The organism is Corallococcus sp. bb12-1 (genome assembly GCF_026626765.1).
In the GTDB taxonomy this organism is placed as follows: Bacteria; Myxococcota; Myxococcia; order Myxococcales; family Myxococcaceae; genus Corallococcus; species Corallococcus terminator.
Genome location: NZ_JAPNJZ010000034.1, coordinates 18,232 through 40,008 on the forward strand (window position 1 = coordinate 18,232; position 21,777 = coordinate 40,008).

Consider the following 21,777-nt stretch of genomic DNA (forward strand, 5'->3'; position numbering starts at 1 on the left):
CAAGGTGGGAACGGGAGAACGGGGCGGCAAGCCCCTCGAAGAGAGCGGGCGGCTACTCGCCGCCGGTGGCGACCTTGCGCACCGGACGCGCCTGGAGCGTGCCCGACACCTTCAGGTCGTCGTAGGTGCACTTCATGTTGCGGCACCCCAGCGCCAGCTTGCCCACGCGGCCCTCGAAGCCGGGGAGCATCTTCGTGGCGAAGAGCTTGTTGTTGAGGAACGCGTCCGCGCGCACGCCGTTCTTCTGCTTGCGCAGTTGGAGGCGCACCAGGAACGGGCCCTGCCGGGGCAGCGGCATCTCGTCACCGACGAGGTTGCGCGCGTCCTCGGCGCTGTTGCCCACGACTTCACGCCCGTCCTCGGCGGAGATGTAGCGCCACGACAGACGCATGCCCACGTCCGGGATGGCGAAGACGGACACCTGCACGTCGCGGATGCGGAACGCCAGCTCCCCGAAGTGCTGCGCGTCCTCCTCCACCAGGTACTCACGGCCCAGCGGCTTCACGTCCATCAGCGTCTCCGCCGTGAAGTCGTCGCTGGTGAAGTAGCGGTGCGCCAGGTAGGCGCGCGGCACCAGCTTGTTGCCGTCCGTCTCCATGCCGCCCTGGATGGCCTGCAGTTCGCCATCCACCATGCGCCACGTGCCGCTGTGGACGTTGATCTCCTCGGTGCCCTGGCCGAAGCCCACCTTCAGCGTGGAGGCCGTGCCGCTGCCAGCGGGAGGGGCCAGCGTGAAGTCGGAGAACACCTCGCCCTCCGTGTTGGCCGGCCACTGCGCCTGGCCCGGCTTCACCTTCAGCCCCTGCGTGCCGATGACGTACTTGTCGTCCTGGCCCAGGTGCAGGCTCACCGGCCCCACGAAGGCGCGCACCCCGAAGCCCAGCAGCGCGAGTCCCCCCACCACGGACAGGCCCGTGCGCACCCGGCCCCAGCCCGCGTTGAACTTCTCCAGGAGGACGCTCTCCGCCCCCGGGGCCGCCTGCCCCGCGGGGACGATGTCCGCGCGACGCACGCGCGCCAGCTCCGCCCCGGGCACCGCCTGGTGCGGCGACGACGAGGCGGACACCAGGGACTCCAGCGCCTCGCACACCTCGGTGGCGGTGGCGTAGCGGGCCTCGCGGTCCGTCTCCAGCAGGCGCTCCACCACCGGATCCAGGCGCGGATCCAGGCCGCGCACGCGCTGGGACGGCAGCTTGAAGCGGCCCACGGGCAGCTCGCCGGTGAGCGCCTCGTACATCATCACGCCCAGCGAGAAGAGGTCCGCCCGGCCATCCACGTTCTTCGCGTCCCGGCGCTGCTCCGGGGCCATGTAGTTGAGCGTGCCCATGGCCACCGACGTGGCGGTGAGCTGCTTCTGGGAGTCCGGCTGCCGGATGCCCGCGAGCCCGAAGTCCGCCACCTTCGCGTTGAGCCGGCCATCCAACAGGATGTTCTCCGGCTTCAGGTCGCGGTGGATGATGTTCTTCTCGTGCGCGGCCTCCACCGCGCGCGTCACCTGCAAGAGCACCTTCAGCGCCTGCTGGGGCGAAATCGGCTCCGCGCCGCTCAGCGCGTGGCGCAGCGACTGGCCCTCCACGTACTCCATGACGAAGTAGTAGTGCTCGCCCTGCACGCCCCGGTCGATGATCTGCACGATGTGCGGGTGGCTCAGGGCCGCCAGCGCCGTGGCTTCCTTGTCGAAGCGCGACACGAACTCCGCGTCCTTCGCCAGCCGGGGCGGCAGCACCTTCACCGCCACCGTGCGGCCCAGCGACTGCTGGCGCGCGAGCCACACCTCGCCCATGCCGCCGCGACCCAGCACCTCCAGCAATTCCAGGCCCGGCAACTGGGGCTTCGCGCCCGTCAGCACCGTCTCCGCGTTCTCGATCTGGCGCACGGCCGTGTCCACCGCGGGCCGGGGCCGGGCCGCCTGGGGACGCACCACCGTGGCCCCCTCCCCGTCCGCCGACGCGTCCAGCGCCTGGGCCTGGGGGTCCGACGCCGGCAGCGCGACCCCGGACGTGTGCCCGGAGAGGCCATCCACCGGGGCCGGAACGACGCCTCCGGGAACCTCTGCCTCACCCGACTTCGCCACGCCATCCGGTCGCAGGACGTTCATCTCGGCTTCCCCCGGGGAATCGGAGACGGCTTCCGCCCGCACGGACAGCGAAGGCGACCCGGCCAGGGCCGTTGCCTCCGCAGGTCCGCCGTAGGGATCCGTCTCACGTCCCAACCTGCTGTCCTCCCTGTCCGTCCCGACACCTGGATCGGCGGAAGGTGACATCGACACCGGTGGATTTCCCACCGTGCGCGGCACGAACGTCACCGCGACACCTGTTTCCTCGTCACTGTGGACAGGCGGCTTGCTGAGCGACGCGTCGGCCGGACGGATGCTGGACACGTCCGCGCGCCGCACCTCGAACCGGATGCCGCAGCGGCAGACGACCTTCTGGCCGCTCACGTACACCCGGGTGTCGTGCACCGTGCCGCAGTTGGGGCACGACTGCGTCGTGGTCATGGCGCGCATGGCTTCAGCGAACCTTGCGCGAGGTGGAGGTGGTCAGCTCCGCGCCGTGCACGCGGAAGGTCTGCACGCCCTTCTCCTTGCCCTTCACCTGGAGCATCGGCAGCTCCTCCACGTCGAAGCCCGGCCCTGACTTGCGCACCGTCGCCTCCGACGCCAGCACCTCGCCGCTCTTGGCGATGCCGCACAGCCGCGAGGCGGTGTTGACGGTGTCGCCAATGGCGGTGAACTCGTGCCGCTCCGCGCTGCCCATGTAGCCCACGACGGCCTGTCCCGTGTTGACGCCAATGCCCACTTCAATGGGCTTCTTGCCGTCCAGCACGCGCTGCCGGTTGAGCTCCGTGACCGCGTCCTGCATCTCCAGCGCCGCCCTCAACGCCCGGCCCGGATCATCCGGATGCGACGAGGGCGGACCCCACACCGCCATCACGCAGTCCCCGATGAACTTGTCCAGGTTGCCTTCGTAGCGGAACACCACGTCCGCCATCGCGGTGAAGAAGCTGTTGAGCATCGACACCACCTCCTGCGGAGAATCACTCTCCGCCAGGGTGGTGAAGCCGCGGATGTCCGCGAACAGGCAGCTCACCTCCGCGAGCCGGCTCTGGCGCAAGTCCTCCGTGCCGCCGTTGATCACCGCGTCCGCCACCGCCTTGGACAGGAAGCGCGACAGCTCCGCGCGCGTCACCGCCTCGTTGCGGATCTGCTCCGCCAGGGCCGCGTTCTCCAGCGCGATGCCGGCCTGCGCGGCGATGCCGGACAGGATGGTCAGGTCCTTCTCCGAGAAGGCGTTGATCTGCTGCCGGCTGTCCAGGAACAGCACCGCCTGGATGTCGCCGTTCACCATCAGCGGCACCGCCATGGCGGAGCGGATGCCCTGCGCCACGATGCTCTCCGCCGCGGAGAAGCGCTCGTCGATGATGGCATCCGCCGTCAGCACCGCCTTGCCCGTCTCCACCACGCGCTTGAGCACGGTGTCCGACAGCATGACGTTCACCATCTTGCCCTGCCGGTGGTGCACCGCGGCCGGAATGAACTCCCCCTCCACGCCCACCTTCAGGATGACGCCGTGGTCGGCCGCCAAGAGCTCGAAGGCCACCTTCAAGATCTGTTCGAACAGGTCCGCCTGGTTGCCCTTCAGGCTCACCTGCCGGTGGAACTCATGCGCGATGCGCAGCTTCTCGTAGTCGCGGCGCAGGGCGGCGTTGTCCGTCACCTGCTCCGCCGGCCGGAAGTTCTGCGGCACCTGGTCCATCTGCGCCAGGAAGGCCGGCATGGAGACGGCGTTGGCCACCACCGTCACGCCCGGCAGCGTGGGCGGGTTGCCCTGGCCGGGCGCGGCCTCGCCGTTGTGGAAGACGAGCCGGGAGGAGCCCAGGGCGATCTCGTCCCCGTCGCGCAGCCGCATCTCCCCCGCCACCCGGCGCCCGTTGACGAAGGTGCCGTTGGACGAGTTCAGGTCGCGCAGGACGAAGTCCCGCCCCACCTTCTCGATGGTGGCGTGCTCCTTGGACACTTCGCGGTCCACGAGCCTCAGCGTGTTGGACGGGTGACGGCCGAGCGACGTCGTCGGCCCCAGGGGAAACTCCCCCAACGTCCCGTCCGCGAACCGCCCCGTCAGGTGCGGCCCGCGCGGGTGCGACCCGGACCTGGGCGGGAATGGGGCGGGTGCCTGGTTCACGCGCGAATCCTCACCGGCCCGGACACTACCAGAGCCCTCCGCCCCAAAGGAACGCTCGCGTCACCCCACCCCTTCCGGGCCACCGGCGCCCTGTACGGCCGGTCAGTCCCCAGGCTCATCCCCTGGCTCATATCGAAGGTGGGGCCACCGTCCCCGGGGCCGCGGGGGCCGCTGACGCGGGCGGACGGGCGCCGGGAGAGCGGAAGGCCAGACCAATGGACGGCTGGAAGGTCACCCCACCCAGGTTCCGTTTGGCCCCGAAGAGGTCCGGCCTGCAGATGACGTAGCCGCCCGTCAGCTCGGCGTAGACGTGCACGTAGCGGTAGCCCAGGGCGAAGCCCACCGTGGAGCCCACGAAGTGGCTGCTCACCGACGTGGGCAGGCTCACGTCGAAGCCCGTCACCGGGGCGCCCTGCTGGGAGAAGTCAACCAGCTGCGGGTCCATCCGGGTGTGGCTGTAGACATACTTGGGGGCCCCATAGAGTTTGAACACATCGCCGTACTCGGCGCTCAGGTAGAGCGGCACCTCCACGTCGAAGCGGTTGAAGTCCCCCAACCGCACCACCTCCAGCACGTCCAGCACCGCCCCGGAGAACAGGTGCTTGGACACCCCCAGCCCCAGGGCCAGGTCGTAGGAGCGGTTCTTCGCCTCGCCGCCGTGCGCCAGTCGCACCTTGCCGTCGAAGCGCAGCGAGTTGCCGCTGAAGCGCCCACCCAGGTCCAACCCGTCCACGATGCCCACCCGCACCATCAGCTCCGGGTTGACGCCCGGCGGGGCCACCACCAGGGCGATGCCGGCGGTGAGCAGGCGCTGCTGATCCTCCTCGGAGAGGTTGTAGGGCCGGCCCTCCTCGATGGCGTCCCTCGCCTCGCGCCCCTGGTCGATGCCCACGTCCACCACGTCCACGAGGGTGCCCACCGGCACGAACACGCCCATGCTGCCCGTCACCTGGACCTGGCCTGGGGACAGCGTCTTCGCGGTCTGCATCGTGGAAAGGGGGGTGGCACAGCCCACCGTGACGCCGGCGAGTCCCAACAGGAGCAGGACGGGAAGAGATCTCATGGGGTTGCAGGTTAAGCCCATTTCGGGTGTGAACGCTTCAATCCGCGCGTCCACGCTGCTAAGGGGGCTGTCGTGCGAATCAAGCAAAAACCCGAGGACTTCTCCGTGAAGGAGTCCTACCGCTTCGACGAAGCCGCCAATGGGCGGCATCGTGTCTACCTCATGGACAAGCAGAAGTTGTCCACCTTCGACGCGGTCAACCGCCTCATTACGAAGTTCGGCTTGAAGCCGGGCTCCATCAGCTACTGCGGCCTGAAGGACAAGCAGGGCCGCACCGAGCAGATCATCGCGGTGGATGGCGCTGACGTCGACATGCAGGAGCCCGACCTCCGCCTGAAGTTCCTGGGCCGGACGGACAAGGCCCTGTCGGCGCGCAACATCACCTCCAACCGCTTCTCCGTCACCGTGCGCGCCCTGACGCACGACTCGCTGGCCCCGCTCAACCTGGCCACCGCCGAGGTCAACCGCCTGGGCGTGGTGAACTACTTCGACAGCCAGCGCTTCGGCGCGCTCAAGCATGGCCAGGGCTTCATCGCCAAGGACATCATCCGGGGCGACTTCGAGGCCGCGCTGCACAACTACTTCGCTCGTCCCTCGGAGCTGGATCGCACCGAGGACGCCAAGGTGAAGGGCTTCTGGCGCGACAACTGGGGCCAGTGGGACGCGCGCGTGCCCTTCGAGGGCGCGAAGAAGTACCACCGCATCCTGCGCTCGCTGCGCGACCATCCGAACGACTGGATGCGGGCGTTCCTGCAGATCGACTCGGACTACCGGGCGATGATCCTCTTCGAGTACCAGAGCTTCCTCTGGAACGAGGGCGTCCGGCGCTACCTGCAGTTGCTGCTGCCGCGCGAGCACATGTTCCCCATGCGCTACCAGGCCGGCACGCTGCTGCACTTCCGGGACGCGAGCCCGGAGGTCCTGAACACGCTGCGCGAGGCGACGTTCCCGCTCGTCGGGCCGGACTCCACCTTCAGCGACCCGAAGGTGGCGGAGGCCATGGCGTGGGTGGTGGGCCGGGAGAAGCTCAAGCTCTCCGACCTGCGCATCAAGAACGCGGAGCGGCTGCTCTACTTCAAGGAAGAGCAGCGCCCGCTGCTGATGCACCCGCACAAGCTCGTCGTGGGCCGCACGCAGAACGACGACGTGAACCGGGGCGACATCAAGGTCAACGTGGCCTTCACGCTGCCCCCGGGCGCATACGCCACGCTCGTCATCAAGCGCCTGTTCCACTTCGAGTACACCGAGGACACGAAGGACGAAGTGCGCGCGTCGCAGCGTCCGCGCCTCGTCGCCACCGAACGGGCCGAAGCCCACGTCGAGGAGGCCCAGGCCGCGAAGCGTGAAGCCGAGGGCCCGTCGCGCCACCGCACGCTCGCCAGCCACAGCACCCGCGCGCCCGCCCGCGCCACCAGCCGGGATCCGCGTCCGGGCGGCCGTGGCGAACGCGTCAACGTTCCCACCCGTCCTGAACGTCCGGCCCCGCACGCCCGCCCCGCCCGTCCCGCCCGTCCCGGTGCCGCCAGCCGCGACGCCGCGACGGAGACGGCCAGCGACAGCGCCCCCGTGGCGTCCGCCCCCAAGCGGGCCTCCAGCCGCGATGAGCGGTCCGGCACGGAGCGCAAGGCCGGCCGCTTCGGCACGCCTGGCCGCGAGGAGGCTCCCGGCAAGGAAGCCCGCCCGCCCAGCCGCATCGGCCGGCTGGCCCGGCCTCCCCGGGGACTCGACGCTGCCTCCGCCCCCGAAGGCCGGTCCGACCGGGCTGAGCGGACGGGTTCGCCCCGCCGGGATGAGCGCTCCGCGCGTCCGGCCCGAGCGCCTGCTCCCCCGCCCGCCTTCACCGCCGCGCCCGTGCCGGAGCCGGAGATCCCCCTGGGTTTCCGCGCCAAGCAGCAGAAGCGCAAGGACGTGAAGGCCGAGGCCCGGGTGGAAAAGGCCGAAAAACAGCGGCTTGCGGCGGCCAAGTCCGTGAAAAAACAGAAGAGGAAGTGATGTCGGGGGGCGTCGCAATGGCCTGCCGCGACGCCCGTAGGACAAGGCGTGAACGCTCTTGCCCTCGACTCGCTGCCCATGGCCATCGGAATGCTGATGGCTGAGGACGCCGCTCCGCTCCCCTGGAAAGCGGACGTGCAGGCCGCCCGCAAGGGGGACCCGTCCGCCTTCGAAGCCCTCGTTCGCAGCGTGCAACGCCCGGTGTACGGCCTGGCGTTGCGCCTGCTGCAGAACGACTCGGAGGCGGCGGAGGTCGCGCAGGAAGCGCTGCTGCGCGCGTACCAGAACCTGCACCGCTACGACGACGCGCGCCCGTTCGACCTCTGGGTGCTCGCCATCACCCGCAACCTCTGCCTGGACCTGCTCCGCCGCCGCACCAAGGTGCGCACCGAAGAGCTGGAGCCCATGAAGGAGGTCCTCCCCAGCCACGAGGCGTCCCAGTTGGACGGCGCCATCGCGCGCGAGGAGCGGCTGTCGCTGGAGGCCGCCATGGAGACGCTCTCCGTGGACGACCGTGAAGTGCTGGCCCTCTATTACGTCCAGAAGCGCACCACGAAGGAGATCGCGCAGATCATGGGCTGCGCGCCCGGGACCATCATGGCCCGGCTGTTCCGGGCCCGTGAGAAACTGCGCAAGAAGATGACGCCCGCAGAGGAGGAGATCCGATGAGCCCCTGCCCCGACCTGGAAGTCCTGTTCGCGGAGCTGGAGGCGGGTGAAGGCCCCGGCCTGGACCACGCCGCGGAGTGCGAAGCCTGCGCCGCGCGGATGGAAGACCACCGACTGCTGGAGCAGGACCTGTTCCGGCTGGCGGATCCGCTGCCGCCCCCGTCGCTGGTCGTCAACATCATGGCCCGCGTCGCCGAAAGCCCCGTCCCCCAGCGGCGCGAGGTGTGGACGGGGCTGGCCATCCTGCTGACGTCCCTGGGCGCGGGGCTGGGCTTCCTCTTCTCCAGCGACCAGGCGCTCGGTCGCTTCGGCACCGGCTTCGCTTCCACCGTGGGCAACAGCCGCGCGTTCGTGGAAGGCCTGTTCAGCGGTGCCCATGCCCTCTGGAGCACCGCGGGCGTGGCGGTGGCGTGCTTCATCGCGGTGGTCGTCCTGTCCTCCCTGTTCGGGCTGAAGCGGCTCGTCGGTTCCCCTCCTCCGTCCCTCTCCGAAGCCTGAGCGTGACCATGAAGATCCTCCCCCGACTGCTGCTCCCCACGCTCCTCCTCGGCGCCCCGCTCGCGCTCGCGGAAGGGCCCCCGGCGCCCCCCTCCGCCACCACCGCGCCCACGCGCACCATCGACGTGAGCTTCCGCGGCTCCCTGCGGGACGCGCTCAAGACGATCGCGGAGAAGGGCGGCCTGAACCTCGTCGTCACCGGCGACCTGGACACCCCCGCGGAGGTGCGCCTGCGCGGCATTGGCGCCGAGCAGGCCCTGCGCACGGTGGCCCGCGCGTACTCGCTCCACCTGGAGCAGGACGGCTCCATCTTCACCCTGCGCCCGCTCACCGCCCGGGAGAAGGAAGCCGGCTCGGCCGGCAACGCCCCCGTCGCCCCGCCCGCCGTGCCGGTGCCTCCGATGGTGGCCGCCGCGCCGCCGCCGGCTCCACCCGAGCCCGTGGACGCCGAGGAAGCCGCGGAGCTGGAGGAGGCCGCCGCCACCGCCCACGCCGAGGCCGCGAAGGAGCAGGCCGAGGAGGCCAAGCAGCGCGTGCGCGAGGAGATCCGCGACTTCCGCGACAGCTTCAAGAACAAGCGGGGCCGGCGCGGCACCCGGGACGTGGTGGCGCGCGGACAGAACCTGGAGGTGAAGCAGGGCGAGTCCGTGGAGAGCGCGGTCGTGTACGGCGGCAACCTCATCGTGCGCGGCACGGTGGAGGACGACGCCGTCGCCTTCGGCGGCAACCTGGAGATCCACGGCCACGTGGAGGGTGACGCGCACGCCTTCGGCGGCAACGTCATCCTGGGCCCGGACGCACAGGTGGAAGGCGACGTGTCCGCCTTTGGCGGCCAAGTGCAGAAGGCGGACGGCGCCAAGGTGGAGGGCAGCCTGGAGTCCTTCGGCGGCGCGGGCCTGGGCCGCATGGTGGCCGGGGAGATCAAGCGCGGCATGACGGAAGCGCGCAACCCTGGCGCGGCGGTGGATCCCTCGGATTCGGACCACGATGACGACGACCGTGGCAATGGGGGTGGCGGACTGGCGTCGTTCATCCTCCAGTTCGCGCTGCTCTTCGGGCTGGGCTTCCTGGGGCAGATGTTCTTCCCGGCGCGCATGAAGGAGCTGGGCGAGGAGATCCGCAGCCGCCCCGGCCAGAACGTGTTGGTGGGGTTCGTGGGCACGCTGGCGCTCATCCCGCTGACCATCGTCCTGTGCATCACCCTCATCGGCATCCCGGTGGCGTTCGCCCTCCTGGTCGCCTCCATGCTGGGCACGGCGCTGGGGTACGCGGCCGTCGCCAGCGAACTGGGCACGCGGCTGCCGGTGATGCGTGGACGCAAGACGCAGGCGGTGGTGCTGGCCCTGGGATTGGGGGTGCTGCTCCTCATCAGCCACATCCCGGTGCTGGGCGTGCTGCTCAACCTCTTCCTCACCCCGCTGGCGTTCGGCGCGGTCATCCGCACCCGCTTCGGCTACCGCCCCCGGGGCATGCCGGAGCCCATCTTCCCCCGGGACGAAGCGCCCGTCTGACGCACCGGGCCTCAAGGCCGACAGGGTTTGCCACACCGCATCAAGGAAGCCCCGCTCCCCGCGCACCGGGAGTGGGGCTTTTCCTTCTCCAACAAGTGCCGCGCTCACACGCCATCACCTGGGCTGTCGGCGCGAGGTGTTGACGGGGAGCGAGCGGACGCCGACAGGCTTTGACCGCCCGGGTCCGGTGCGCCATTTTGCGCGGCACCCATGCGACGCCTCCCAGACGCAACCCCGCGCGGCAGGGCCATCACCGTGGACCTCGAGGGCGAGAGCATCCCCGCCATCGAAGGCGAGCCGGTGGCGTGCTCCCTCATCGCCGCGGGCGAGAACGTCCTCTCCCGCTCCGTGAAGTACCACCGCCCGCGCGGGCCCTTCTGCTTCGCCGCGGCCTGTTCGCACTGCCTCATGCGCGTGGACGGTCTGCCCAACGTCTACACGTGCCGCACGCCCGCGAAGGAAGGCATGCGGCTGGAGCGGCAGAACGCGTACCCCTCCGCGAACGTGGACATCTTCGCGACCATCGACTGGTTCTTCCCCAAGCGCTTCGACCACCACGAGATGTTCGCGGGCGTCCCCATCGCGGAGGACGTGATGGCGAAGGTGGCCCGGCAGCTCGCGGGCCTGGGCCTGTTGCCGAAGGAGCCCGGCCCCGAAGCCCTGCCCTCGCGCACCATCCACATCCGGGTCGCGGTGGTGGGCGGAGGCCCTGCGGGCCTGGAGGCGGCGCGCGTGCTGGCCGGCAAGGGCGTGCCCTTCCTCCTCCTGGAGCGCGACGCGAACCTGGGCGGACGGCTGATCCACGGCACCCCGGAGGAGGGAGCGCCCTTCGTGCCGGAGCCCACCGCGTTCCCGCAGGGCAGCGTGCTCCGGCGGGCCACCGTCCTGGGCCTGTACGACGACGAGCACGGCCGCTACCTCGCGGTGGCGTCGCAGGAGCCCGAAGGCCTGCGGCTCTTGAAGGTCTACGCGGAGCGCTTCCTGCTCACGGTGGGCGGCCATCCCCCCACCCTCCCCTTCGAGAACAACGACCTGCCCGGCGTGTTCGCGGGCCGCGCGGCGAGCCTGCTGCTGCGCCGCCATGACGTGGCCCCGGAGGTCGCGACGCTGGTGGGCCACGGCCCGGAGCTGCACGCGCTGGCGGACTGGATGTCCCAGCGGGGTGTGGAGGTGGCCGCGGTGGTGGACCTGAAGGGCCCGCTGCCCGCGAACGCGCACCCCAAGGCGTGCGTGGGCGACGGGCTCAAGGCGCACGGCCTGCGCAGCGTGGGCGCGCTGAGCTTCACGCCCCAGGGCGGCCGCAAGCAGAAGGTGGCGTGTGACGCCATCATCGTGTCGGTGCCGGTGACGCCGGGCTTCGAGTTGGCGCGCCAGGGCGGCGCGAAGGTGGAGTTCGACGCGAACGCGGGCCACTTCCGCGTGGACGCGGACGCGGACGGACGCACGCAGGCCGCGGACGTGTTCGTCGCGGGCGACGTGGCGAAGGTGGGGACGGCGAAGGACGCGGCGGCCATGGGCCAGCGCGCGGCGCAGGCGCTGCTGGGAGGACTGTCATGAGCAAGGCGCTCGTCTGTACCTGCGAGGACGTCACCGTCTCCGACATTGAACACGCGCTGGAGCGGGGCTACCAGGACGTGGAGTCGGTGAAGCGCTTCACCGGCTTCGGCACCGGCATCTGCCAGGGCAAGAGCTGCCACTCCGCGGTCGCGGCGCTGCTCCAGAAGTCGAAGGCACTCAAGTCCGAAGCGGTGGTGCCCTTCACGCCGCGCCCGCCGCTGTACCCCACGGAGCTGCGCCTGCTCGCGAGCGCCCCGGTGGACGAATCCGTGCCCCCCATGGGCGGCGTGCCCCAGGAGCTGGAGCACTTCCCGTCCGCGCTGCGGCCCCAGGGCCCGGTGCCGCGGAAGGCGAAGGTGGTCATCATCGGCGGCGGCATCATGGGCCTGGCGCTGGCGTACAACCTGGCGCTGCGCGGTGAGACGGACGTGGTGGTGCTGGAGCGCGGCTACCTGTGCGCGGGCGCGTCCGGCCGCAACGGCGGCGGCGTGCGCATGCAGTGGGGCACCCCGGCGCTGATCGAGCTGGCCAAGCGCTCCATCGACTTGATGAAGGTCTTCGCGCGCGACCTGGGCGTCAACGTGTGGCTGCGCCAGGGTGGCTACCTCTTCCTCGCCAAGCGCAAGGACACGGCGCTGCGGCTGGAGAAGAACGCCGTCCTGCACAACAAGTACGGCGTGCCCACGCGCATCATCACCGCGGACGCGGCGCGCGACATCGTCCCCGGCCTGACGATGAAGGACTGCCTCACCGCGGCCTACAACCCGGAGGACGGCGTCATCTTCCCCTGGGCCTTCCTGTGGGGTTACGCGCAGGGCAGCGTGAAGCGCGGCGTGAAGGTGGAGACGTACACCAACGTCACCGGCTTCGAGACGAGCAACGGCCAGGTGCGCAAGGTGAAGACGGACCGGGGCGACATCGCCTGCGACACCGTGGTGCTCGCCTCCGGCGCGTGGAGCCCCCAGGTGGCGAAGCTCGCGGATGTGGCCCTGCCCAACGAACCGCACCGGCACGAGATCCTCAGCACCGAACCGCTCAAGCCCTTCCTGTCGCCGCTGGTGTCGGTGCTCGACACGGGCCTGTACTTCAGCCAGTCCATGCGCGGCGAAATCGTGGGCGGCATGGGCGACCCGAAGGAGCCCGCCGGCCCCAACATGGGCAGCACCCTGCGCTTCGTGTCGCGCTTCGCCCGCGCCCTCACCGAACAGCTCCCCAACGTGGGCCAGGTGAAGGTGCTGCGCCAGTGGGGCGGCCTCTACGACGTCACCCCGGACAACAACCCCATCCTCGGCCGCACCCCCGGCCTGGACAACCTGCTCCAGATGTCCGGCTTCGTGGGCCACGGCTTCATGATGGCCCCCGCCGTCGCGGAGCGGATGGCGCAGTGGATGACCTCCGGCACCTCCGACGAACTCTTCACCCGCTTCAACCTCCGCCGCTTCGAGAGCGGCACCCTGGAGCGCGAGGAGATGATCATCGGATAGAGGGGCCCGGCGCCCACCCCGCCCTGTCTCCGCTTGGGACAACAGGGCGGGACTGGTTGTCCGTAAAAGCGGCACTCCTTGAAATACACGTAAGCCCCCGGGATGGCTGGGGATTCGCCCGGGGATGTGACGTTTCTTTACAAACGCAACCGGGTTGCACGGAGCATCCACGCACCACCCCTGGGGCGGCGGGGTGGCGGGCTCCCTCTGGGACACCCCTTGGCACGCGACGTGCCTTGCCCTTCGCGCCGCGCAATGCAGCGCGAAGGAGGTTCCCGTGGTCGCGAAGAAGCTCGTGGGTGCGATGCTGGTGATGGGCCTGACGGCGTGTGGTTCCATGGACCCGCAGGACCTGCCGGACGCGGAGCCGAACGGTCCGCTGGCGTCGCAGGAATCCAACGTCATCGTGGGCACGCTGAACTGGGTGAGCTCCACGTCCCTCACGGGCACGCAGTTGGCGAAGTCCAAGGCCGTGGGCTACCTCTCCATCCCGGCGGTGGGCAGCCGTTGCACGGCGTGGCTCGTCTCCAACGACGTCATCATCACCAACAACCACTGCGTTGGCAGCAGCGCGGACGCGGTGGGCGCTCGCGTGTCGTTCAACTACGAGGACAACGTCGCGTCCGCTTCGCGCATCTGGTACCCGTGCGCCACGTTCATCAAGACGTGGAGCGGCGATGACATGACGGCGCTGCGCTGCTCGGCCGTCAACGGTCAGCTGCCCGGCGCGGTGTACGGCTTCCTCGCCGTCTCCAGCACCAACGCGGCGACGAACGCGTCCGTGTACGTCGTCAACCAGAACTGCGACTACTACACGACGCCCTCCTGCGTGCCGACGAAGAAGTCCTCGCCGGGCTCCGTGCTGAACGGCAACTACAGCACCACGGACATCTCCTACAACGCGGACACGCTGGGCGGCTCGTCCGGCTCGCCCGTCATCTCCACGTCCACGAACCAGGTGGTGGCGCTGCACCACATCGGCGTCGGCGGCAACTCGCAGGGTCGCGGCACGGCCAACACCGGCGTGAAGGCCACGCGCGTGAAGGCCCGCCTCGCGGAGATCGGGCTGTAGTCCGTCCTCACGTCGCGGACGAAGGTTCCCCCTGGGCCAGCAGCACCGGCCTGGGGGGTTCGTGCGTTCCGGGCCCGGAAGGCGAAAGCAGCAGCTTCCTGCGCAGGCCGCCCAGGGCCAGTCGCCCCAGGCCCCGCTTGAAGGAGCGCGGCAGCAGGCGCAAGAGCCGCATCATCCACCGGTGCCCCAGGCCCGGGTACACCAGCGCCTCCCCCCGCTCGAAGCCCGCCAGGGACTCGCGGGCGCACTGGCGCAGGGACAGCTGGAAGAAGGGCGTCACCTCTTCGTCCAGCGCGGGCTCCATCGCGAGCGGCCCCGCGGCCACGAAGGTGACGGGGATGCCCGCGTCCTTCACCTCCAGGCGCAGGGATTCGCTGAAGCCATCCAGGAAGCGCTGCGTGGCGGCGAACGTCACCGCGCCCGGCAGGAAGAGGCGCGCCGCGCCCGAACCGATGGTGAGGATGCCTCCCCGCCCCCGCTCCAGCATGGGCCCCAGCAGCCGGTGCGTGAGCATGGCGGGGGCCAGCACGTTGGCGTGCACCAGCTCCTCGATGCGCTTCCAGCGTTCGTCGGCGTACAGCCCGCTGGAGGAGTGATCCGCGTTGTTGATGAGCACGTCCACGCGCACGAAGTTGCGCTCCAGGTGCGCGAACAGGTCGTCCACCGCGCCGGGATCATCCAGCCGGCAGGCGCGCAGCATCACCCCCAGGGTGGGGTTGCGCAGCAGCAGCTCCTCGCGCAGGGCCTTCAGCGCCTCTACCTCGCGCGCGACCAACACCAGGGTCCTGACGCGGGGGGAGAGCAGGCGGGCAAGCTCGCGGCCGATGCCGCCAGCGGCGCCAATGATGAGCACGGTACCGTTGTCGATGGGAGGGCGCATGGGGGTGAACCTCGGGTGGAAAGTTGCCCACGCCAAGGGGGACCTGCGTGCCTGCTCCGTTGCTCAACATCCCGCGACCGGCCGCTCGCCCTCAGGGCGGGCGGACGTGCCCTGTTGTGCACCTTGGGAGGAGGACATCCATGGCTGGCCCTTCACGCATCCTCGTGCCGGTGGACCTGAAGGACGGGTCCCGTTCCGTCGTGGAGTATGCCCTGCAGCTCGCGCGGCCCTTCGGGGCGACGGTGGACATCATCCACGCCTGGGAGCCGCCGCAGTACGTGGCGCCCGACCTGCTGGTGGCCTCACCCGGGTGGGACGCACAGTCCCTGGAGACGATGGCGCGCGACACCGCGGGCAAGGAGCTGTCCGCGCTCCTGCGCTCCCTGGAGAGCAGCGCGCCCGTGGCCCTGTCCCACCGCGTGGTGATTGGCGAGGCGGCCAACGTGGTGCTGGAGGAGGCCGAGCGCGGCAAATACGATCTCGTCGTGATGGGCACCCATCAGCGCAAGGGCATCACCCGCATGCTGCTGGGCAGCGTGGCGCAGAAGGTGGTGGGCCGCGCGGCGTGCCCGGTGCTCACGCTGCACGTCACGCCGGAGAGCTAGGCCCTCAGGGCTCCGCCCACTGGCGCAGGAGGTTGTGGTACACGCCCGTCAGCATCACCAGCGCGGGGCTCCCGGGCACCTCGCGCGTGAGCTGCATGATGGACGTGTCCATGTCGAAGAGCAGCGCGCGCTGGGATGCATCCCGCACCATGCTCTGCACCCAGAAGAACGACGCCAGCCGCACGCCGCGCGTCACCGGCGTGACGTGGTGCAGGCTGGTGGACGGGTAGATGATGAGGTCCCCCGCGGGCAGCTTCGCGGAGTGGTTGCCGTACGTGTCCTCCACCACCAGCTCCCCGCCGTCGTAGCTGTCCGGCTCGCTCAGGAACAGCGTCGCGGACACATCCGTGCGGATGCGCAGCGACGTGCCCGCGAGCGGCCGGATGGCGTTGTCCACGTGCGAGCCGAAGTCCATCCCCGACTCGTAGCGGTTGAACAGCGGCGGGAAGACGCGCTGGGGCAGCACGGCGGAGATGAACAGCGGGCTCTTCTCCAGGCCGGAGAGCACCAGGTCCCCCAGCTCCCGCGCGGCGGGACTCCCTTCGGGAAGCTGGAGGTTCTTCTTCACCTGCGCGGACTGGCTGCCCGCGGTGGCGCGGCCATCCTCCCACGCCGCCTTCTGGAAGACGGCGCGGCAGTGGACGACCTGCTCGGGCGTGAGTACCTGCGGGATGTGCACCATCATGAGGACATCCTCCCACGCCCGGCCCATACCGAGCGCGCGGCTAGAACCGCACGTTCGCGGACAGCACCGCCGAGCGGCCTTCCGCCGGCACGGCCTGACCGCCGTAGTACGAGTCGTAGTAGAGCTTGTCGGTGAGGTTGTAGACGTTCAGCTGCAGGTCCACCTTCTTGAACGCGTAGCTGGCGAACGCGTCGAAGCGCCAGTAGTTGGGCACCTTGGAGAGCAGCACTGTCGCGTTGGCGGGGTTGTTCACCGGAACCACGTCCTGGAACACGGCGCCGCCGCCCACGGAGAGGTTCTCCAGGATGGCGTACGTGGTCCACAGCGAGAAGCTGCGCTTGGGCGTGTTCACCAGCCGCTGGCCTTCCAGGAAGTCGTTGGTGTGCTCCTGGATGCTCGCGTCCAGGAACGTGTAGTTGGCGAACACGTTCCAGCCACGCACGGGCGAACCCGCGACGCCGATGTTGTAGCCCTGCACCCGCTGCTTGCCCTCCAGGATGGTCGCGGGCCCTTCCGGATCGCTGTTAGGCACGCGGGCGTTCTTCTTGTTCGTGCGGAAGACGGCCGCGTTCATGCTCAGGCGCTCGGCGATGACGTCGGACTTGGCGCCGATTTCAAACGTCTCGTTCTTCTCCGGATCCAGGCTGACGGTGTCGTTGGCCAGCGTGGCCAGCTCCGCGCTCGGGTTGGAGGACGTGCCGTACATGCCGTAGACGCTGGTGTTCGCCACCGGGTGGAGCACCACACCCGCGCGCCAGTTGAACAGGCCGTTCTCCTGTTCGAACGGCGTCGTCTCACCCGCGGCGCTGGTGGATGAATAGTCGCTGTGCAGGCTGTCGTAGCGAAGGGTCCCCAACAGCTCCACGTACTGGCCCACCTGCACCTGGTCGGACGCGTACACGCCCAGGTTCACCTGCCGGCTCTCGTTGGAGGACCCGAAGACGCGGCTGACGGCGGAGAGGTCCGGGTTGTGGTCCGGGTTGTACAGGTCCGCGGGCAGGTTGGGGCCCGTGGGCAGGCCCACCGCGGTGAGGTTGTTGCGGTCCTGACTGCGCTGCTCACGCGACAGGTCCAGGCCCACGTTGGCGGTGTGCTTGAGGAAGCCGGTGGTGAACACGCCGCGCAGGTCGGTCTGGTTCGCCAGGTACGTGTTGTCGTTGTTCGTCTCGAAGCGCTGCCGTCCGATGGTCGTCGGAGCACCCGCCGGCGTCAGGCCGCGCGGCGCGGTGGGCCGGGCGAAGCGGTCCACGCCGCCGTAGCGCAGGGTGTTGGTGAGCTTCAGGTTGCTGCCCAGGTCCGCCAGCACGCGCGCCGTGCCGATGTGGACGTTCACGCGCTCCACGTCGGAGTCCTTCACGCCGTAGAAGTTCTCCCGGGGCACGCCCAGGGTGACGGACACCGGGTAGCCGTTGAAGTACGGCTGGCCGTAGTCCGGCACGCTGTTCTCGTGCTGGTAGAAGTAGTCCACTTCCAGCGCGACCTTGTCCGCCAGTTGGAAGCGCGCGGACGGCGCGATGCCCGCCCGGTTCTCCGTGACGACGTCGCGGCCCGCCACGTCCGCCAACTGCCCCGTCGCGCTCACGCGCAGTTGGATGCGATCAGACACCTCGTGGTTGACGTCCGCCTCCACGCGGCCAGACGGCGCGGTGCCGCCCGACAGCCGCAGGTTCTGGAACGACCCCTTGCGCGGCTTCTTCGTCACCAGGTTGATGGCGCCGCCCGTGGAGCCTCGGCCGAAGAGCACCGACGACGGGCCGAAGTAGACCTCCACGCCCTCCAGGTTGAACGTGTCGCGGGTGAACCAGCCCAGGTCACGCACGCCGTCGCGCAGCGTGTCCGTCTGGGCGGAGAAGCCGCGCAGCGAGAACGAATCACCCTGCCGGCCACCCTCACCCGCCGTCACCGTGATGCCGGACACGTTGCGAAGGGCGTCGCGCAGCGTCGTCGCCTGCTGCTCCTGGATGACCCGCTCCGGCACCACCGTGATGGTCTGCGGCGTGTCCACCAGCGGCCGGGGCAGGCGCGCCAGACTGGCCTCCGTCGCGTTGTACTTCGACGCCGCGCCCTCCACCTCCACCGTGGGCAGGACGAAGACGTCGTCCCCGCCCTGCGCCGTGGATTCCGCCCCCGTCACCGGAGCTTCCGCAGCAGCGGGAGTCGCGCCCTCCACCGGACGGGCCTCCTGCACGGGCGCCGCGGGCTCGGCGGCCACCGGGGCCTCCTGCGCCACCGCCCCACCCGCCGCCAGCGCGGAGGCGAGTCCCACCGCGGGCCCCCAGGGCCACAGCGCGCCGCGCACGCCTCCAGGGTTTCCATTCGATGAGCGGATTGCAGAACGACCGGGCTTGGCTGTGGACACGGGTCCCCTCGGGAAGAGTGGTGCGGCTAAATGAGAATGATTCTCATATGCAGGACCCTGTTACATGTGACAAGATATTTCTTCCCCAAAAGAGCTGTGATTGAGGTCGCCGGGCAAACCCAGCACTGCCAGACATCAGGCGTTCGAATGCCACACGCCTGGGAGTGAAAATGCGTCGGCCCGGAGCCGCTCGCGCGGTCCGGGCCGTGGATGTGATTCATGAGGGGACTCTCACAAACACAATACCCGGCCAATCCCGGATATTGTGTTTCATGAGGGGAATCTCAGGCAGCGTGTGTCTTGGACTCCGGGGACTCGGGGACTGCCGCGGCCGGTGTCGTGGTCTGGGTCCGGCGGCGCGGGAAGAACCGGCGCCAGGACAGCGAATAGCCGGTGTAGACCAGGAAGACGGCGCCGAACGACGCGAGCGCGGCGATGAGCTGACCTACCCACCCCAGCGCCTCGCCAGTGTGCAGGAAGCGCAGCCACGTGCGCACCTTGCGGCCGCTGTTGAAGTCCGCGTACGTCTCCGTGCGCAGCGCCTGTCCCGTGAACGGATCCAGTGACACCTGGACCGACGAGAACAGCGGCCACCGGTCCTGCTCGCGCACCGTGAAGGTGCTTGCCTGCGGACCGCCGCGCCCGGCACCGCCTGGGCCTCCGGGCCCACCCTCCGCGCGCGGGCCACCCTCGGGCCGACCGCCCCCTGAGTTCCCCTGCGGCGGCGTGGGCAACCGCAAGGTGAGCGTCTCCCAGGGCTTCGCCTGCTTCATCACCACCGCGAAGAGCGCATCCAATTCCTGGGGCGCGGTGCCGGGCGCAGGCGTGGGCACGGGCACTGGCGGTGAAACATTGGGCCCCTGCGCATTGGGCGGCGGGTTGCCCGTGAGCGTGAAGACCAGATTCGTGGCCCACTTGTAGGAAATCACGCTGGCCGACACCGTCAGCACCAGCAGCACCGGCAGCGACCAGAAGCCAATGACGTTGTGCCAGTTGAAGTCGCGCGCCTTGCCCTTGAGCCCGCCGCGGAACCACAGCGTCGGCCGCATGGCGCGCAGCGCCCACTTGCGCGGCCACCACAGGAACAGGCCCGTCACGCCCAGGAAGAAGAAGGCCAGGTTGCTCGCGCCGGTGATGGCCTTGCCAATGGGGCGCTGGTCGCCCGACACCGCGAGCCAGCGGTGCGCGTCCTCCATGGTGTTGAAGAACGCGCGCCAGCCCTGCGCCCCCTGCTCGCGCACCTCGCCGGTGAAGGGGTGCACGTAGACGGCGCTGTTGCGCCCGGTGGCCACCACCACCACGCTGTCCGCCTCTGGGTAGAGCGTCACCGCGGTGGGCTGCGCACCCGGCCGCGCCTCCTTCACCTTCGCGACCATCGCGTCCACGGACAGCCGGGGCGTGCCGGAAGGCGGCGGCGCCGCGTGACGGGCCTCGCGGTCCGCCCAGTCGACGATCTGCGACTCGAACGCGATCGCCACGCCAGTGAAGGACATCACCCCGACAACGAGTCCGACGGTGAGACCGGACACCAGGTGGATCCAGAAGAGGACGTTTCGGAGGAGGCCAGGCTTCATGGTGTGCGTCTCTTCGAGCAGGTCACTTCAATGCGAACTTCACGGGGATCACGACCTTGACGCGAACCGGGCGCCCGTCGTGTCCCAGCGCCGGCGAGAAGCGCCAGCGTGAAACGGATTCGATGGCCGCTTCGTCCAAACCGGGGACCGAGCGCTGGATGCGCGTATAGGCCGGCTCCACGCGCCCATCCGCGCCAATCACCACGTACACCATCACCACGCCCGTGATGCCGTCCTCACGGGCCCGGCGCGGGTAGTCCGGCTTGCCGTCGAGCAGCACCGGCAGCTTCATCACTTCCCGGGGGGAGAAGATGGCCGGCGCCGCGCCCAGCCCGCCCACGCGACCTCCCGCCAGCCCGCCCACGGTGCCGCCCTCCACACCACCCACCACCCCCTGCGGAACACCGGGCCCCACCGGAGCATCGGCCACCGCCGGGGAAGGATCCGGGGCCACCTCCTCGGGCGTCGCAGGCACCTCCTCCTTCACCGGCTCCAGCACCTTCACGGGGACCATCAGCTCCTGCTTCACCGGGCGCGGCCTGCGGGCCAGGGGCTTCACCGGCTCCGAGCGGGCCTGCCGCGCCTGCGTCCCTCCGCCCAGCGGCGGCGGGGGCGGCGCGTACGCCATCAGCACCAGCTCCGGCTCCGAAGGCTTCACCCGCGCGGGGGGCTCGCGGCCCGCCAGCGTCAGCCCCACCGCCAGCGCCACCACGTGCGCCACGGTCGCGGCCACCACCGAACCACCCCACCGTCCCCAGGCCCCCTCCGCCGTCGCATCCGCCGACAGGAACAGCCCACCGGACACCCGCACCTCGTTGATGCGGGCACCCGAGGCCTGGGGGCGCACGGGACCCGTGTCCAACCCATCGTCGAAGTTGAGAATGGTTCTCATTTTCACGGTGTGAGAGCAAATACCCCCTGGAAGGTGGGAACGTCAATCTGTAGCCGGGCTGAAAACATCCCGGCGCGTCAAGTCGGGACCATTTCGACGCCAAGGGCATGATTTTCCGGGGTAATTGGGAGCTTGAGTGCGTATAAAGGCATTCCGCTGGCACGGTTTTCCGCTGCCAGGGGTTGTCGCACCCCGGAGCGATGACCCACCCCCCTTCTTGATGACGACCGTCCCCGCCACCTCCGGGTGTGAAGCCCTCCGAGAGACCAGGATCGCCCTGGCGGCGGTGGTGTGCGCGGTGGCCTTCGCCGGCTTCCTGGGGCTGACGGGCCCCTCCTTCGACGCCCCCCGACAGGCGCGGGTGGAAACCTCCCGCGCCCCGACGGTGACGCGCACGCCCTCCGGCAAGGGCGCGCGCTGGGTGTCGGGCCTCCTCCATGAGGACCCGGTGGGCACGCCGGTGCCCGCCTCGCGCGATCAGGTGGACCCCGGCGGCGTCAGCCACCGCACGACACCGCCGTTCGTGCCCCGGCTGGACTCCCTGCGCGCGCTGCTGGCGCGCTACGACGCCCAGGTGCTCGCGCGGGCCCACAGCCTGCTTGCCCAGGCGCTGCCGTCCCGGCTCGCGCCGCTGGCGGACCGCCCCCGGACGGTGAACTGTCCGGCCCAGGGCCCCCCCGTCACGGGCTGAGCGTCGCGCACCCTTCTTTTTCGTGGGCCCGTGACCGTGAGGCTCCCGGTGTGCCTTCAGGAGCC

General features: G+C 70.0%; 17 protein-coding genes. 9 read left to right on the forward strand and 8 right to left on the reverse strand.

Annotation, left to right across the window (positions count from 1 at the left end):
* Positions 1 to 52 precede the first annotated feature (52 nt).
* From OV208_RS39275 to OV208_RS39285, 3 genes are all read right to left on the reverse strand, one after another.
* Complete coding sequence (locus tag OV208_RS39275) at positions 53 to 2,497, reverse strand: serine/threonine-protein kinase (RefSeq protein WP_267579232.1); 2,445 nt, start codon at positions 2,495 to 2,497, stop codon at positions 53 to 55.
* Positions 2,498 to 2,510: 13 nt separating this feature from the next.
* Positions 2,511 to 4,181, reverse strand: a complete 1,671-nt coding sequence (locus OV208_RS39280; protein ID WP_267579104.1) for an adenylate/guanylate cyclase domain-containing protein — start codon at positions 4,179 to 4,181, stop codon at positions 2,511 to 2,513.
* Positions 4,182 to 4,308: 127 nt separating this feature from the next.
* On the reverse strand, positions 4,309 to 5,244 hold the full coding sequence (locus OV208_RS39285; protein ID WP_267579105.1) for a hypothetical protein: 936 nt from the start codon (positions 5,242 to 5,244) through the stop codon (positions 4,309 to 4,311).
* A 72-nt stretch (positions 5,245 to 5,316) separates the two neighbouring features.
* Here OV208_RS39285 and truD point away from each other — a divergent pair, with 72 nt between their 5' ends.
* From truD to OV208_RS39320, 7 genes are all read left to right on the forward strand, one after another.
* Entirely contained in the window at positions 5,317 to 7,236 is a 1,920-nt protein-coding gene (gene truD, locus OV208_RS39290) for a tRNA pseudouridine(13) synthase TruD (RefSeq protein WP_267579106.1), read from the forward strand.
* Positions 7,237 to 7,314: 78 nt separating this feature from the next.
* Entirely contained in the window at positions 7,315 to 7,905 is a 591-nt protein-coding gene (locus OV208_RS39295) for an RNA polymerase sigma factor (protein WP_267579233.1), read from the forward strand.
* Positions 7,902 to 8,402 (forward strand): hypothetical protein, encoded by a 501-nt coding sequence (locus tag OV208_RS39300; protein ID WP_267579107.1) that lies wholly within the window; start codon positions 7,902 to 7,904, stop codon positions 8,400 to 8,402. Before OV208_RS39295 ends, OV208_RS39300 begins: the two co-directional genes overlap by 4 nt.
* Before the next feature lie 8 nt (positions 8,403 to 8,410).
* Positions 8,411 to 9,913, forward strand: a complete 1,503-nt coding sequence (locus tag OV208_RS39305) for a polymer-forming cytoskeletal protein (protein ID WP_267579108.1) — start codon at positions 8,411 to 8,413, stop codon at positions 9,911 to 9,913.
* Between the two features lie 210 nt (positions 9,914 to 10,123).
* Positions 10,124 to 11,470, forward strand: coding sequence for a 2Fe-2S iron-sulfur cluster-binding protein (locus OV208_RS39310; RefSeq protein ID WP_267579109.1), 1,347 nt, complete (start codon positions 10,124 to 10,126; stop codon positions 11,468 to 11,470).
* Entirely contained in the window at positions 11,467 to 12,954 is a 1,488-nt protein-coding gene (locus OV208_RS39315; protein ID WP_267579110.1) for an FAD-dependent oxidoreductase, read from the forward strand. Before OV208_RS39310 ends, OV208_RS39315 begins: the two co-directional genes overlap by 4 nt.
* Positions 12,955 to 13,231: 277 nt before the next feature.
* Positions 13,232 to 14,026, forward strand: coding sequence for a trypsin-like serine peptidase (locus tag OV208_RS39320; protein ID WP_267579111.1), 795 nt, complete (start codon positions 13,232 to 13,234; stop codon positions 14,024 to 14,026).
* 7 nt (positions 14,027 to 14,033) lie between these two features.
* On the opposite strand, the gene OV208_RS39325 is transcribed toward OV208_RS39320, so the two are convergent.
* On the reverse strand, positions 14,034 to 14,906 hold the full coding sequence (locus OV208_RS39325) for an SDR family NAD(P)-dependent oxidoreductase (RefSeq protein ID WP_267579112.1): 873 nt from the start codon (positions 14,904 to 14,906) through the stop codon (positions 14,034 to 14,036).
* Between the two features lie 140 nt (positions 14,907 to 15,046).
* Between OV208_RS39325 and OV208_RS39330 the strand changes: the two genes are divergently transcribed.
* Positions 15,047 to 15,511: a universal stress protein gene (locus OV208_RS39330; RefSeq protein ID WP_267579113.1), complete on the forward strand. Its 465-nt coding sequence runs from the start codon at positions 15,047 to 15,049 to the stop codon at positions 15,509 to 15,511.
* Positions 15,512 to 15,515: 4 nt separating this feature from the next.
* On the opposite strand, the gene OV208_RS39335 is transcribed toward OV208_RS39330, so the two are convergent.
* The 4 genes from OV208_RS39335 to OV208_RS39350 all read right to left on the reverse strand — a co-directional run bounded on the left by OV208_RS39335 (position 15,516) and on the right by OV208_RS39350 (position 21,021).
* Complete coding sequence (locus OV208_RS39335) at positions 15,516 to 16,196, reverse strand: Fe2+-dependent dioxygenase (RefSeq protein ID WP_267579114.1); 681 nt, start codon at positions 16,194 to 16,196, stop codon at positions 15,516 to 15,518.
* Between the two features lie 40 nt (positions 16,197 to 16,236).
* Complete coding sequence (locus tag OV208_RS39340; RefSeq protein WP_267579115.1) at positions 16,237 to 18,495, reverse strand: TonB-dependent receptor; 2,259 nt, start codon at positions 18,493 to 18,495, stop codon at positions 16,237 to 16,239.
* 344 nt (positions 18,496 to 18,839) lie between these two features.
* A complete protein-coding gene (locus tag OV208_RS39345) occupies positions 18,840 to 20,129 on the reverse strand; it encodes a PepSY-associated TM helix domain-containing protein (RefSeq protein WP_267579116.1) in 1,290 nt (429 codons plus the stop codon).
* Between the two features lie 22 nt (positions 20,130 to 20,151).
* Entirely contained in the window at positions 20,152 to 21,021 is an 870-nt protein-coding gene (locus OV208_RS39350; protein ID WP_267579117.1) for an energy transducer TonB, read from the reverse strand.
* A 220-nt stretch (positions 21,022 to 21,241) separates the two neighbouring features.
* Here OV208_RS39350 and OV208_RS39355 point away from each other — a divergent pair, with 220 nt between their 5' ends.
* Positions 21,242 to 21,712, forward strand: a complete 471-nt coding sequence (locus OV208_RS39355) for a hypothetical protein (RefSeq protein ID WP_267579118.1) — start codon at positions 21,242 to 21,244, stop codon at positions 21,710 to 21,712.
* The last annotated feature ends 65 nt before the right edge of the window (positions 21,713 to 21,777 follow it).